Consider the following 14,163-nt stretch of genomic DNA (forward strand, 5'->3'; position numbering starts at 1 on the left):
GGGGTCGGTGGTGCGGGTGAGGGCCGACCGGGGTCGGTTCGGGTGGGTCGGGCGTCAGCCCAGCACCCCGGTGGCGAAGCCGCCGATGATCAGACCGATGATACCCAGGCCGAGCACGCCGCCCGAGATGCCCAGGATCAGCGGCAGGTGGTTGCCCTTGGGCTGCGAGGCGGCCAGCACGACCGCCCGGGTGGACGTGTGCGTGCTGATCGCCCGGCTGGCGCGGACCGGTTCGGCGTCGCTCGAGGCCTGCTCGGCATCGCCCTGCTCGAGGATGCGGTCCATGTCGGAGTTGTCGATGCGGGCCTGCGAGCCGGTCGACGCCAGGCTGCGGGGCAGGTCGATGGACCCCGTGATGATGATCTCGCCGGTGGCGTTGAGGGCACCGGTGACGTCCGCGACCTGGGCGTCGGTGAGGATGAGGGCGTTCTGCTGCCCCGTGCTCGTGCCGAGCTGACGACCCGGGACGGACTGTGCGTCGGGCTCGTCGGACTGGGCCGACCAGTGGCCGGGCGGCACGACGGGCACGGCGTCGGACGAGCCGTCGCGACGGTCGTCCGAGGCGGAGCCCGAGGCCGCGCCGGACGCCCCGGCCGACGGGCGAGGCGCCGACGTCGTCGGACGCGACGGCGCGGGAGGCGCGCTCGGCGACGACTGCGGCCCGCGGCCCTGCTCGTCGGTGAGCGCGAAGGGGAACACGGTGGGTGTCGACGTCGGGGCGGGTGCCGAGGTGACCGGCGGTGCGACCGGGGCCTGCCCCGTTCGACGGGGACCGGGCACGACCTCCGAGGCGTCGACGTCCGACGCGTCGTCGGCCGACGACGGTCGAGGTGCGGGCGCCGACGCGGGACGAGCGCCGGCCGACGGCGAGCCCGACGGCGCCGACGAGGGCCGGGCCGCTGCCGGAGCGATCTCGTCCACCGTGTTCAGGGCGTCCGCGAGGGGACGGCGGGGCTCGGGGGCCGGGGCCTGCAGGGGCACCGGCGAGGCGCCGCGGCTCTGGTCGGCGTCACGCAGGGCACGCATCTGACGACGGGTGAGGCCGGTGCCGGGGTCGACCACCGACCCCGGAGCGGGGGGAGGGACGTCGGTGCGAGACTGCGCCGACGGGACGGGCGCGGGCAGGGGCGCGTCGCCCGTCGAGGCGACGGCCGACCGCGGGGCCGGCGTGGGCTCGGGGGCCGAGGCGGGTGCGGGCGTCGACACGGCACCGGGCGTGGACGTCGGTTCGGGCGCGGACGTCGAGGCGGATGCCACCGGCACGGCACCGGTGACGGCCTGGCCGGCCTCGCGGGCTCGCTCGAGGTCGCGGATCTGTCGCCTGGTGAGGGGCGGCTGACCGTCGGACGTGCTCATGAAACGCTCCGATACAGATGGTGCTTGGAGATGTACTGGACGACGCCGTCGGGGACCAAGTACCACACCGGAAAGTCTCGACCCACCCGGGCGCGGCAATCGGTCGACGAGATGGCCAGTGCGGGGACTTCGAGCAAGCTTACGTCGCTCTCGGGCAAACCGCTAACGCTGAGGTCGTGCCCCGGCCGCGAGACGGCCACGAAGTGGGCGAGGTCCCAGAGCTCTTGGACGTCCTTCCAGTCGAGGATCTGCGCGACGGCGTCGGCCCCGGTGATGAAGAACAGCTCGGCCGTCGGGCGCAGCCGGCGGATGTCGCGCAGGGTGTCGATCGTGTAGGTGGGCCCCTCGCGGTCGACGTCGACCCGGCTGACCGTGAAGGTCGGGTTGGACGCCGTCGCGATGACCGTCATGAGGTAGCGGTGCTCCGCCTCGCTGACCTCGGGTTTCATCCACGGCTGACCGGTCGGCACGAACACGACCTCGTCGAGGTGGAACGACTGCGCGACCTCGCTCGCGGCGACCAGGTGCCCGTGGTGGATGGGGTCGAACGTGCCGCCCATGATGCCGACGCGGGGTCGCCTGACCCCCTCGCCGTCGGGCACGGTCGTGCCCGCAACGACCATCTCGGTGGCCCCGGCGGTCAGTGCTGCTCGGGGTGACCGAACTCGTCGATCGGGCCGTCGTGGTGGTCGAGCTTGTTCGCCTTGCGCAGCGACCGGTTCGCGACGTCGCGGTAGCTGAAGACCACGTAGCCCAGCGCGAGGAACGCGACGGCGAACACGCCGGCGATGACCGGGGCCGGGGCGATCAGCGGTGCGAGTTCTTCGTGGGCTCCGGCGAGCAGCAGCGAGGCGTCGAGCATGGGTTCTCCCGTTCAGGCGATGACGATCGACGCCCAGTCTACCCGCGGACCTGCCCCTGGCCCCGCACGACCCATTTGCTGCTCGTGAGCTCGGCGAGCCCCATGGGGCCGCGGGCGTGCAGCTTCTGGGTCGAGATGCCCACCTCGGCCCCGAAGCCGAACTCGCCACCGTCGGTGAAGCGGGTCGACGCGTTCACCATGACGACGGCGCTGTCGACCTCGGCCAGGAACCTCTCGGCGGTCGCGAGGTCGGCGGTCACGATGGACTCGGTGTGATGGGTCGACCACCGGGCGATGTGCTCCATGGCCTCGTCGACGTCCGCCACGACGCGCACGGCGAGGTCGAGCCCCATGTACTCGGTCGCCCAGTCGTCGTCGGTCGCGGGAACGCCGTCGGGGAACACCTCGAGGGTGCGCTCGTCACCGTGGATCGTCACCCCGGAGGCGCGCAGGGCACCCAGCACCGGCGGCAGCAGGCGCTCGGCCGCGTCACGGTGCACGAGCAGCGTCTCGAGCGCGTTGCACACGCTCGGCCGCTGCACCTTGGCGTTCCGGACGATGTCGACGGCCCAGGTCTCGTCGGCGCTGGCGTCGAGGAAGACGTGGACCACCCCCGCCCCCGTCTCGATGACCGGCACCTTCGACTCGCGGACGACCGTGTCGATCAGCTCGGCGCTGCCGCGCGGGATCAGCACGTCGACCAGTCCCCTCGCGCGCATCAGCTCACCCGCCCCGTCTCGGCCGAACTCGTCGACGGTGACGACGGCGTCGGCGGGCAGGCCGACCCCGGTCAGCGCCTCGCGCATGACCTCGACCAGCACGCGGTTCGACTGCTGGGCCGCGCTACCGCCCCGCAGGACGGCCGCGTTGCCGCTCTTGAGCGCCAGCGCCGCGATGTCGACCGTCACGTTGGGCCGGGCCTCGTAGATCGCGCCCACCACGCCGAACGGCACCCGGATCTGGTCGAGTCGCAGCCCGTTCGGCAGCACCTTGCCCCGCACCGACTCACCCACCGGGTCGACGAGCGAGGCCACCAGCTCGGTGGCCTCGGCGAGCCCGGCCAGACGGACGGCGTCGAGCCGCAGGCGGTCCTGCAGCGAGGCGCCGACGCCGTTCTCGCGGGCGTTCGCGAGGTCGAGCTCGTTGGCCTCGACGATGCGGTCGGCGTTCGCGACGAGGGCGGCGGCGATCGCCCGCAGCCCCTCGTCCTTGCGGTCGGCGGTCGCCGTCGCGAGCACGCGGGAGGCGGCCTTGGCCGCGGTCAACTTGTCGGTGAGCGACGGGGCCGGTGCGGCGATGAGCGACATGGTCGAAGCCTATGCCGCCGCTCCCCCGTCCCGCGAGGCCCTCCCCTCTCGTCGCCGGTCGATCGGACCGGCGGCCGGCCCGGGAGGCGCGGGTCAGGCCGAGCGTTCGACCGTCGACCCGGCGTCCGCCGCCTCGAAGAACGTGCCGACGTGCTCGCCGGCGAGGGCCCTGGCGACGTTGCCCGTGCTGGTCACGAGGACGGGGGTGCCCGCCTCGGCCGCGAACCGGGCCGCCGCGACCTTCGTGCCCGCGCCTCCCGTGCCGACCCCGGCCGCACCCGCGGCGCCGAAGGTGACGCCGTCGAGGTCGTCGCCGAAGGGCACGTCGACGATCTTGACCGCGCCCGGCTCGTGCGGCGGCCGGGTGTAGAGCGCGTCGACGTCGCTGAGCAGCACGAGGGCGTCGGCACCGATCAACTGCGACACCAACGCCGCGAGCCGGTCGTTGTCACCGAACCGGATCTCGTGGGTGGCGACCGTGTCGTTCTCGTTGACGATCGGCAGGATGCGCAGGTCTAGCAGGCGCTCCATGGCACGCTGCGCGTTGCTGCGGTGGGTCGCGTTCTGCATGTCGCCGGCCGTGAGGAGCACCTGGCCGGCGACGATGTCGTACCGCCGCAGGCTCTGCTGGTACCGGTAGATGAGGACGTTCTGCCCGACCGCGGCGGCCGCCTGCTGGGTCGCGAGATCGGTCGGACGCGCGTCGAGCCGCAGGTGCGGCAGACCGGTGGCGATGGCGCCGGACGACACGAGGACGACCTGGGCGCCGCGTCCGTAGGCCGAGGCCAGGGCGTCGACCAGTGGTTCGATCTGCCCCGCGTTCTCGCCGCTGATCGACGACGAGCCGACCTTGACGACGATGCGGCGGGCCCCGGCGATGCCGGCGCGGTCGAGGACGCCCCCGGTCACGCCCGCTCGTCGCCTTCGACCTCGTCGCCCTCTTTCACGAGGAACCCCTCGTCGTCGGTCCAGAGGCCGGCGGCCCGCTCACGCTGCAGCTCGGCGCGGGCCTCGGCCTTGGCGTCCATGCGCTCGAAGTACTCCTCGCGACGCTGGTTGCGGGTCGGACGGTCGTTCTGGACGAGTCGGGGGTCGGTGCCGCGGGCACTGGTCATCAGTTCGGCCGTCGACGTCAGGGTGGGCTCCCAGTCGAAGACGATGCCGCCCTCGGGGCCGATGACGACCGTCGAACCGGCCTGCGCCCCGGCCTTGAACAACGCGTCCTCGACGCCGATGGCGTTGAGCCGGTCGGCGAGGTAGCCCACGGCCTCCTCGTTGTTGAAGTCGGTCTGCACGACCCAGCGCTCGGGCTTCTGGCCGAGGATGCGGTACACGTTGCCGTACGTGCCGCCCTCGACGCGGATGACGAAGGGCTTCTCGTTGACGGCGCGCGGGCGCATGACGATGCGAGGAGGCGCGGGTCGGGCGGCGATCTCGGCCCGGCTGGCCTCGACGACCTCGGCCAGGGCGAACGACAGGTTGCGCAGCCCCTCGTGGCTGACGGCCGAGATCTCGAACACGCGGTACCCGCGGGCCTCGAGCTCGGGCGTGACGAAGTCGGCCAGCTCGCGCCCGTCGGGCACGTCGACCTTGTTGAGGGCGATCAGCTGCGGGCGCTCGAGCAGGGGCTTCTGCCCGTCGGGGACCGGGTAGGCCTCGAGCTCGCGGAGGATCACGTCGAGGTCGGTCAACGGGTCGCGGCCGGGGTCGAGGGTCGCGCAGTCGAGCACGTGCAGCAGGGCCGAGCAGCGCTCGACGTGGCGGAGGAACTCGAGCCCGAGCCCCTTGCCCTCGCTGGCGCCCTCGATGAGACCCGGGACGTCGGCGACGGTGTAGCGGGTGTCGCCCGACTCCACCACGCCGAGGTTGGGGTGCAGGGTCGTGAACGGGTAGTCCGCGATCTTCGGCTTCGCGGCCGAGAGGGCGGCGACGAGGCTCGACTTTCCGGCCGAGGGGTAGCCGACCAGGGCCACGTCGGCGACGACCTTGAGCTCGAGCAGGACGTCGCCGGCCCAGCCGGGGGTGCCCAGCAGGGCGAAGCCGGGGGCCTTGCGCTTCGTGGACGAGAGGGCCGCGTTGCCGAGGCCGCCGATGCCGCCCTCGGCGGCGACGTAGCGCATGCCCGGCTCGACCATGTCGATGAGCTCGACGCCGTCGGCGGACTTGACGACCGTGCCGACGGGCACGACGAGCTCGAGGGTCTCGCCGTTCGTGCCGGCCCGGTGGTCGCCCATGCCGAAGCCGCCGTTGTCACTGGAGCGGTGGGGCGCCCGGTGGAACCCGAGCAGCGTCGTGACGCCGGTGTCGCTGACGATGACGACGTCACCGCCGTGACCGCCGTTGCCGCCGTCGGGGCCGGCGAGCGGCTTGAACTTCTCGCGCTTGACCGACACGCAGCCGTTGCCGCCGTTGCCGGCGCGGAGGTGGAGGGTCACTTGGTCGACGAATGTGGCCATGGGGTGCTTGATCTCTTTGTCTGTGCGTGCCGGTGCGAGCTGCCCGGGTCAAACACGTCTGGGGCGAGCAGGATGCTCGCCCCAGACGGAGCGACCCTCGAGGGGTCGCCGATGCGGGCCGGGTGTCGACGCCGCGTGGTCGTGCTAGACCGTCGCCGTCTCGGCCGCGACGATGTTGACGACCTTGCGGCCGCCCTTGGCTCCGAACTGGACCGAGCCGGGGGCGAGGGCGAAGAGCGTGTCGTCGCCGCCGCGGCCGACGTTGACGCCGGGGTGGAAGTGGGTGCCGCGCTGGCGGACGATGATCTCGCCGGCGAGCACGACCTGGCCGCCGAAGCGCTTCACGCCGAGGCGCTGTGCGTTCGAGTCACGGCCGTTGCGGGTGGACGATGCGCCTTTTTTGTGTGCCATGTGTTCTCAGCCCCTTGCTCAGTCGATCGAGGTGATCTTGACGCGGGTCAGGTCGGCACGGAAGCCCATGCGACGCTTGTAGCCGGTCTTGTTCTTGTAGTTCTGGATGACGATCTTCGGGCCGCGCAGGTCGTTCAGCACCTCGGCCGTCACGGTGACGCCCGCGAGGGCGTCCGCCGCCGAGGTCACGGTGTCGCCGTCGACGTGCAGCACGGCGGGGAGGGTGATGGAGTCGCCCTCGGCGGCCTTGAGGCGGTCGAGGGTGACGATCGTGCCGACCTCGACCTTCTCCTGCCGACCACCGGCGCGCACGACTGCGTAGACCATGTCTGTTCCTTAAGAGTTGGGGTGTGCGGCACATCGCGGCCCTGGACCGGCACGCACCAACCGCCCATCGTACAGGGGGCCTCTCGGGCCGTCAACGCGCCCGGCGCCCAGGCGGTCGCCCCGATCGCGGACCAGCCCGGCACCCGGACCCGGTCGGCGACTAGCATCCAGGGCGTGATCCTGATCGACGAGGCCGTGTGGCCGGCCCACGACACCCTGTGGGCGCACCTGGTGAGCGACGCCTCGTACGACGAGCTGCACGAGTTCGCCGCACGGCACGGCATCCCGCGGCGCGGCTTCGACCACGACCACTACGACGTCCCCGAGTCCCGGCGGGCCGACCTGATCGACGGGGGCGCGGTCGCCGTCACGGGCCTCGAGCTCGCCCGGCGCCTCGAACGCAGCGGCCTGAGGGTCTCGCAGCGCGTCAAGCGGGGCCTGACGGCCTGACCAGCCGACCGACCGCCCGGCCGCCCGGCCGCCCGGGCGATCGGCCGCCCGGTCCCCTCACCAGGCGGTGTCGAACCCGTCGTAGCTGGCCAGCACCGCCCCCGAGGCGATGTCGACGATGGTCGTCGTCACCCCGTCGGCCACCGGGTCGATCGTGTACGAGTAGTCGGTCGGCGCCGTCGCCTCGCCGACCGACTGGACCGCCAGGTACTGGCCGTTGGGCGAGACGCCGAACCCCTCGACGACGCCCGACGCGCTCGGCGGCTGCCAGAGCGTCCGGGACGTCGCGCCGTCGTCGGCCACGACGAGCGTGCGGTAGGTCAGGCCGTCGTCCGACGGCACCGAGACCTGCTGGACGACGTGGTCGGCATCGAGGGCGACGAGCGGCCCGGCGAAGGGCAGCACGCCGTCGACGGGGGCGGGGGCACGAGGGCGCTCGTCACCCGTGGCGAGGTCGACGACCATGGACGCGATGCTCGACGCGGCGATCACGGTCGTCCCGTCGAGCGAGACGCCTTGCAGCAGCGAGTAGGTGCCCAACGGCCGGACGGGATCGACGCCCGAGAGGTCGATGAGGCTGACGGAGTCGTCGAGGGCCTGCACGACGACGTCGTCCTCGCCCGGGACGAACGCCCAGTCGGCCGGCTCGACGGGCTGACCGGCGAGGGACAGCACCGGGGCCACCGCCCGCTGCCCCTGCAGGGGCAGCGTGTAGAGCGTCTCGACGTCGGAACCCGTCGGCCGGAACGAGAAGGCCAACGTCGTGGTCGCGGCGTCGGCCGCGAAGCGCGTGATCAACCCCGGTTGGTCGGGCACCGGGAGCGTCTCCACCGCCGCGCCGTCGAGCGACACGAGGCTGAGGACGCTCTGGGCCCCGTCGTCGGTGACCACCGCGACGGCCGAGTCGAAGACCTCGTAGGCCTGGATGCGCGGTGCCGACCACACCGTCGTGCGGTCCGAGCCGCGCAGCCCGGCCCGTTCGATGCGGTCGTCGGCCCCGCCCGTGCCTCGCACGAGCCGCCAGAGCGTCGCCGGGGGCGTGCTGAACCGCGCCTCCAGGGTCGACGTCTGCCGCTGGTAGACGCTCGAGACGCCGTCGATGACGACCCGGTAGTCGGTGTCGTGGTCGAGCCGGTCGGTGAAGGTCACGGCGATGACGTCACCCGAGGTCTGGACCGTGAACGCGGTCGCCGGCGAGACGACGACCTGTGACGGGTCGACGTGAGAGACGGCCTGGTTCGCGAACACCCTCAGCTGTTGCCCCGGGCGCTCGACGGTCGCCGCCGCGTCGACCTGGGTGTCGCTCACCCTCGGCCCCTGGAAGTACGTGAGCCCTACGAAGGCGGCGCAGACGAGAGCGAGCACGGTGACGACGGCGATCCAGCGGGTGCGCCAGCGGGCCTGGGCCTCGCGCGCGTCCTGCCCGGTGAGGAAGACCGGGTCGGACGCGAACGGGTCGGGCGTCACACCGCCCGTCGCAGCCCGGCCCCGCCCGTCCTCAGTAGAGGTACGGGTCACTGGGCTGTCCCACGGTGGTGACCTCGTCGGGCACGAGGGCGATCGGGTCCTGGCTCGCACGGCTGCGGTTCGTGTCGAAGCCGCCCGTGACCTCGACCCAGTCGTCGGCGGCGACCTGGTCCTGCCAGCCCGGCAGGTACACCGGCACGCCGACGGGCTGGGCGTCGACGGCACAGCACGTGACGACGAAGCGCGACACGTAGAACACGTCGTCCGGATCGGCGTCCGACGGCGTGACGAACCCGACGACGTCGGCGGTCTTGCCCTGGTAGAACGCGAGGTCGGTCGTCTGCCGCAGCAGGCCCGCCCAGTCGAGGACGCTGAACGACCGGTAGGCGTCCGAGGAGGCGCCCTCCGCGTCCGCGACGGTCGTCCGGTCCAGCGCCGCGGTCGACGAGTTCACGTCGCGCTGGCCGGCCGTGGCGCTCGTGAGGGTCGCCGGGGGCAGGGCGACGACGGCGATCGCGATCGCCGTCGTGACGACGACGCCTGCCGAGAAGGCGACGCGTCGGAGCCCGGAGGCCACCGGGCGACCTCGCGGGGGGCGCGGTCCGTCTTCGGCGGCGGGGACCGTGGCGGCCTCGAGGCGGGCGTCGTGACGAGGCCCGTCGTGGTCGGCGTGGTCGGCGTGGTCGGCGTGGTCGTGCCCGTCGTCGCCGCGGGCGGGCGAGAGGGCGAGCGTGGCAAGTGACAGCAGCATGCCGACGACGATCATCACGACCGTGAAGACGTCGTAGCGCGGGTGGATGTAGAGCACGAGCTGCCCGGTCGCGGCGAGCCAGAGGGTGGCGACGCCGACGACGAGCGTCAGCAGCACCCCCTGCCACCGGTCGAGGAGACGGCGCAGGGGGCCGTGGGCGGGGCTAGGCGACATAGTTGACCACCAGTCCGATCGCGGCGCTCGTCAGCGCCACCACGAGGGTGACCTGACCGAGCACCTTGGGCGTGTACGTCGTCCGCAGCAGGGCGAGCATCTTGACGTCGATGATCGGGCCGAAGACGAGGAAGGCGGCGATGCCGCCGGGCATGAAGGTCGAGGCGAACGGCAGCACGAAGAAGGCGTCGACGTTGGAGCAGATCGAGATGACGAACGCCAGCACCATCATCGCCAGCACCGACCACACCGGGTTGCTGCCGAGGGTCACGAGCACGGATCGCGGCACGATCGTCTGGATCGCGCCCGCGACGGCGGCGCCGACGAAGAGCGCGGGCATCATCGTCGACATCTCGCGACGGAACAGGTCGACGCTCTTGGCGGTGCGACCACGGCCGTGACCGTGCCCGTCGTCCACCCGGCACTCGGCCGCGAACGACGGCGTGAGCAGGCTCTCTTGGTTCGGGTGCTTGCTGAACAGCCATCCGATCAGGTTCGCGATGACGAAGCCACCGATCAACCGCGCGACCAGGATGCCGCCGTCCCACCCGAACGCCTGGTGCGTCGTGATGATCGTGATCGGGTTCAGGATGGGCGCCGCGAGCAGGAAGGTCATCGACTCCGAGACCGTGAAGCCCTTGAGCACGAGACCGCGCGCCAGCGGCACGTTGCCGCACTCGCAGACCGGCAGGAACATCCCGAGGAACGAGATGACGGCCCGACGCGGCAGACCGCTCTTCGGCAGCCACGACGAGAAGAACGCCTGCGGCAGCCACTCCTGCACGACGATCGACAACACGATGCCGAGCAGCACGAACGGCATCGACTCGACGATGACGCTGATGGTCAGCGTGACGAAGTCCTGCAGCGCGTTCGGCAGCAGCCCCGGGCCGAGCAGCGACGACGCGAGCCGGACGGCCACGAGCACGGCGAGCACGAGCCCACCGGCGACGAGCAGCGGGGCGCGCGACGGTGCGCGACGGGCGCGCCGACCGGCGCCGTGCCCGGCGTGGTCGGTCCGTTCGCGGACGGGAGCGCTCACCGGTCGTCCTCGCGCGGCGCGGCCGGGGGCGCGAAGCGCGACCAGTCCTCGGGCGCGGGGGCGGGGTGTGCGGGGACGACGGGATGCTCGGGCGGGACGACGGGGGTCGAAGGACCCGCGGCGCGGACGGTCGGGACGCGGGTGAACCGGTCGTCGTCCACGACGGGAGGCGCGACGTCGTGGTCGAGGACCGTCGCGGCGGCGTCCGCCTCGCCCTCGTCGACCCGGGCCACGGGTTCGACCGCCCACACCTCGTCGCCGTCGCCGCCACCGGTCCACAGCCGGGCGAGGACCGCACCGGCGACGAGGAGTGCCGTGTCGACGATGCCGGCCGAGAGCGGGATGGTCGTGAGGTAGAGCGCGAGGTTGACCCAGGTGCCGCCGCTGATCGAGAGGACGATGCCCGGCACGATGCCGACGACCGCCAGGGCGACGGTGCCGACACCGCCCGCGAACGCGGCGTGACGCACCACGGTGCGCAGGTCGGACCGCGGCGTCAGCGGTCGGACGGCGACGAGCACCACGAACGAGGCGACGTAGAACGGGAACGGGTAGAACGCGAAGCTGCCGAGGAACTGCCCGACGGGCGTCGCGACGAACCCGCTGGGGAAGGCCGTCACCGAGAAGCCGACCGCCGAACCGACGAGCGCGACGAGCCCCAGGGCGAAGCGGGCGACCAGCACCACCACGAGGGCCGTGCCCGCGGTGAGCACGCGCTCGCGCCCCTCGGGCCCGGAGACCGCGACGGACACAGCCCGGAGCCTCGACCTGACGGTCGTGGTTCCGGGCTGGGTCAGGGGCACGAAGTCACCCTAGACGACTCACAGATCGTCGGAGCTGACCCCCACGCCGAGGATGAACGGACCGGACTCGCCGGCTGCCGTCGGCTCGACGGGGGCCGCCGCGGTCGTGCCCTGGCTGGAGGCGCGGCGCGAGCGCGAACGACCCTGGCCGGGCTGCTTCGGCTCGGGCAGTGCGCCCAGGACGGAGTCGAGCAGCTGCTCGGCGTCCTGGCTGCTGATGCGACGGGGCTCGCGACGGGTCGTGGCGACCGGGATGTCGAGGATCGCGACCGTCGCGTCCGGGGTCGAGACCGTGGCGGACGAGCGGCGACGTTCCGTGGTCTTCTCGACCCGCGCCTCCGTGGGTTCGTCCACGGGCGCACTCGCGGCGGGGGCGGCGGGCTCGGCCGGAGCCGTGCGCTCGGCCGGAGCCGCGGCCGGGACCTCGATCACCCCGACGCCCTGCTCGGACGCGGGCGCCTCGGCGGGTGCCGACCCGTCGGTGCCCTCACCGGCCTCGCGCTGGGCGCGCGACGAGCCACGACGGCCCTTGCGTCCCGAGCGACCACGGCGACCCTCGTCACCGGCGTCGACGGGTGCCTCCGCGGCCGGCTCGGCCTTCGCGGCGCTCGCCGCGGCGGCGTCGATGGCGGCCTCGACGGCGGCGGCGGCCTGGCTGGCCGCGTCGTCGTCCTTCGCGCCGCCGTCCTCGGCGTGGGCGATGGTGCTCGCCGCGATGCGCGAGAGGGCGTTCTTCACGTCGTCGGTGATGGCGTGGGTGCCGGTCGTGGGGTGCGAGCCGCCGGCGGGCGAGGCGGGGCCGCCTCGACCGGACTGCGGCGCGGTGCCGGCACCGGCGCCCGTGTTGTGGCCGTTGCCGCCGGACTTACCCGGCCCGCCGGCCTGACCGCCGCGTCGACGATCGCCCTGCTGGCCGCCCTTGCGGGGCTGCTGCTCTTGCACGCGCGCCGCGCTGCCGGCCTCGGAGAAGGACTCGGCCAGGCCGAGGCCCAGCTTCTTGCGCGTCATCTGCACCAGCCCGAGCGAGGTGACCTCGGCCACCTGGTGCTTGGTGCGGTCGCGGCTGAGGCACTCGACCAGGCGACGGAGCACGAGGTCGCGGTTGGACTCGAGCACCATGTCGATGAAGTCGACGACGATGATGCCGCCGATGTCGCGGAGGCGCAGCTGGCGGACGATCTCTTCCGCGGCCTCGAGGTTGTTCTTCGTGACGGTCTCTTCGAGGTTGCCGCCCGAGCCGACGAACTTGCCGGTGTTGACGTCGACGACGGTCATGGCCTCGGTGCGGTCGATGACGAGCGAGCCGCCGGACGGCAGCCAGACCTTGCGGTCGAGCGCCTTCTCGATCTGCTCGTTGAGTCGGTACTCGTCGAACGCGTCCTTGTCGCCCTCGTAGCGCTTGACGCGGTCCATGAGGTCGGGGGCCACGGCAGAGAGATAGGACTGCAGCGTCTCGAACGCCTCGTCGCCGTCGATGACCATCTCGTGGAAGTCCTCGTTGAAGACGTCGCGGACGATCTTGATGAGGAGGTCGGGCTCGGAGTGCAGCTGGTTCGGGGCGTTGCCCGCCGCGACCTTCTTCTCGATGTCGGCCCACTGGTTGGTCAGGCGCTTGACGTCGAGGGTCAACTGCTCTTCGGTCGCGCCCTCGGCCGCCGTGCGCACGATGACGCCGGTGTTCTCGGGCAGGGCCTCCTTGAGGATCTTCTTCAGGCGCGCACGCTCGGTGTCGGGCAGCTTGCGGCTGATGCCGTTCATCGACCCGTTGGGCACGTACACGAGGTAGCGGCCCGGCAGCGAGATCTGGCTGGTCAGCCGGGCGCCCTTGTGGCCGACGGGGTCCTTCGTGACCTGGACGAGCACGCGGTCGCCGGGCTTGAGGGCCAGCTCGATGCGGCGGGGCTGGTTGCCCGTCGACAGGGAGTCCCAGTCGACCTCGCCCGAGTACAGGACGGCGTTGCGGCCGCGTCCGATGTCGACGAAGGCCGCCTCCATGCTGGGCAGCACGTTCTGCACGCGACCGAGGTACACGTTGCCGATGAGCGAGACGTTCTGGGCCTTGGCGACGTAGTGCTCGGCCAGGGTGCCGTCCTCCATCACGCCGATCTCGATGCGGTCGCCCGACGAGCGGACGATCATCTTGCGGTCGACGCTCTCGCGGCGCGCGAGGAACTCGGCCTCGGTGATGACCGTGCGTCGACGACCGGCGTCGCGCCCGTCACGACGACGCTGCTTCTTGGCCTCGAGCCGGGTCGAGCCCTTGATGCGCTGCGGCTCGGTGATGAGCTCGGCCTGACGAGGGGCCCGGTCGCGGTCGCGACCCCGGGGCTCGGCGTCGCGCTCCTCCCGGTCTTGCGAGCGGCCGCGCTGGCGGCGTCGCGAGGCGGGCTGCTGGTCGCGGTCGTCGCGGTCGTCACGGTCGTCGCGGTCGTCGCCCTCACGGTCGTCGTCCCACGAGTCGTCACGGTCGTAGCGGTCGTCGCGGTCGTCGCGCTGGCGTCGACCGGGACGAGCCGGGAGGACGGTGATCTCGGGCGCGTGGAAGATGAGCGACGTGGTCGTCAGGTTCGCCGGGATCGGCGACGCGGACGCCTCGTCACCCGTCGCCTCGTCGTCCGCGGACGGCCGGGCCGCCCCGGCGACGAACGCCTGGGCGACGGCGTCGGTCGCGGTCTGCTCGGCGGTCGGGGCCTGGGCCGCGACCTGCTCGTCGGTGGTCACGGTCTCGTGGGTCACGGGTGATGCCTCCTGGGCGTC

Annotated in this window: 14 protein-coding genes; 1 reads left to right on the forward strand and 13 read right to left on the reverse strand. The window is 72.5% G+C overall.

Annotated elements, in window-relative coordinates:
- Nucleotides 1-54: 54 nt before the first annotated feature.
- The 8 genes from AC3CCI_RS01955 to rplU all read right to left on the reverse strand — a co-directional run bounded on the left by AC3CCI_RS01955 (nt 55) and on the right by rplU (nt 6,719).
- Nucleotides 55-1,356, reverse strand: coding sequence for a hypothetical protein (locus AC3CCI_RS01955; protein WP_488627945.1), 1,302 nt, complete (start codon nt 1,354-1,356; stop codon nt 55-57).
- Nucleotides 1,353-1,979, reverse strand: a complete 627-nt coding sequence (nadD, locus tag AC3CCI_RS01960) for a nicotinate-nucleotide adenylyltransferase (RefSeq protein ID WP_354593382.1) — start codon at nt 1,977-1,979, stop codon at nt 1,353-1,355. Before nadD ends, AC3CCI_RS01955 begins: the two co-directional genes overlap by 4 nt.
- A 17-nt stretch (nt 1,980-1,996) precedes the next feature.
- Nucleotides 1,997-2,218, reverse strand: coding sequence for a hypothetical protein (locus tag AC3CCI_RS01965; RefSeq protein ID WP_354593383.1), 222 nt, complete (start codon nt 2,216-2,218; stop codon nt 1,997-1,999).
- 38 nt (nt 2,219-2,256) lie between these two features.
- Nucleotides 2,257-3,525, reverse strand: a complete 1,269-nt coding sequence (locus AC3CCI_RS01970) for a glutamate-5-semialdehyde dehydrogenase (protein ID WP_488627946.1) — start codon at nt 3,523-3,525, stop codon at nt 2,257-2,259.
- 93 nt (nt 3,526-3,618) lie between these two features.
- Nucleotides 3,619-4,434, reverse strand: a complete 816-nt coding sequence (gene proB, locus AC3CCI_RS01975; RefSeq protein WP_354593385.1) for a glutamate 5-kinase — start codon at nt 4,432-4,434, stop codon at nt 3,619-3,621.
- The gene (gene obgE / locus AC3CCI_RS01980) at nt 4,431-5,981 is read right to left on the reverse strand and encodes a GTPase ObgE (RefSeq protein WP_354593386.1); all 1,551 of its coding nucleotides are present in this window, start codon (nt 5,979-5,981) and stop codon (nt 4,431-4,433) included. Before obgE ends, proB begins: the two co-directional genes overlap by 4 nt.
- 144 nt (nt 5,982-6,125) lie before the next feature.
- Nucleotides 6,126-6,392, reverse strand: coding sequence for a 50S ribosomal protein L27 (gene rpmA / locus AC3CCI_RS01985; protein ID WP_194595457.1), 267 nt, complete (start codon nt 6,390-6,392; stop codon nt 6,126-6,128).
- 18 nt (nt 6,393-6,410) lie between these two features.
- Complete coding sequence (gene rplU, locus AC3CCI_RS01990; RefSeq protein WP_354593387.1) at nt 6,411-6,719, reverse strand: 50S ribosomal protein L21; 309 nt, start codon at nt 6,717-6,719, stop codon at nt 6,411-6,413.
- 177 nt (nt 6,720-6,896) lie between these two features.
- Here rplU and AC3CCI_RS01995 point away from each other — a divergent pair, with 177 nt between their 5' ends.
- A complete protein-coding gene (locus tag AC3CCI_RS01995; RefSeq protein ID WP_354593808.1) occupies nt 6,897-7,169 on the forward strand; it encodes a DUF4031 domain-containing protein in 273 nt (90 codons plus the stop codon).
- A gap of 57 nt (nt 7,170-7,226) precedes the next feature.
- Here AC3CCI_RS01995 and AC3CCI_RS02000 read toward each other — a convergent pair whose 3' ends face one another.
- The 5 genes from AC3CCI_RS02000 to AC3CCI_RS02020 all read right to left on the reverse strand — a co-directional run bounded on the left by AC3CCI_RS02000 (nt 7,227) and on the right by AC3CCI_RS02020 (nt 14,142).
- Entirely contained in the window at nt 7,227-8,636 is a 1,410-nt protein-coding gene (locus AC3CCI_RS02000) for a hypothetical protein (RefSeq protein WP_488627947.1), read from the reverse strand.
- A 31-nt stretch (nt 8,637-8,667) separates the two neighbouring features.
- Nucleotides 8,668-9,561, reverse strand: a complete 894-nt coding sequence (locus AC3CCI_RS02005; RefSeq protein WP_488627948.1) for a TIGR03943 family putative permease subunit — start codon at nt 9,559-9,561, stop codon at nt 8,668-8,670.
- On the reverse strand, nt 9,551-10,603 hold the full coding sequence (locus tag AC3CCI_RS02010; RefSeq protein WP_488627949.1) for a permease: 1,053 nt from the start codon (nt 10,601-10,603) through the stop codon (nt 9,551-9,553). The genes AC3CCI_RS02005 and AC3CCI_RS02010 overlap by 11 nt, the downstream gene beginning before the upstream one ends.
- Nucleotides 10,600-11,355, reverse strand: a complete 756-nt coding sequence (locus AC3CCI_RS02015; RefSeq protein WP_488627950.1) for a hypothetical protein — start codon at nt 11,353-11,355, stop codon at nt 10,600-10,602. The genes AC3CCI_RS02010 and AC3CCI_RS02015 overlap by 4 nt, the downstream gene beginning before the upstream one ends.
- A 69-nt stretch (nt 11,356-11,424) precedes the next feature.
- On the reverse strand, nt 11,425-14,142 hold the full coding sequence (locus AC3CCI_RS02020) for an Rne/Rng family ribonuclease (protein ID WP_488627951.1): 2,718 nt from the start codon (nt 14,140-14,142) through the stop codon (nt 11,425-11,427).
- Nucleotides 14,143-14,163 lie beyond the last annotated feature (21 nt).

It is taken from the genome of Frigoribacterium sp. CF331 (assembly GCF_057787905.1).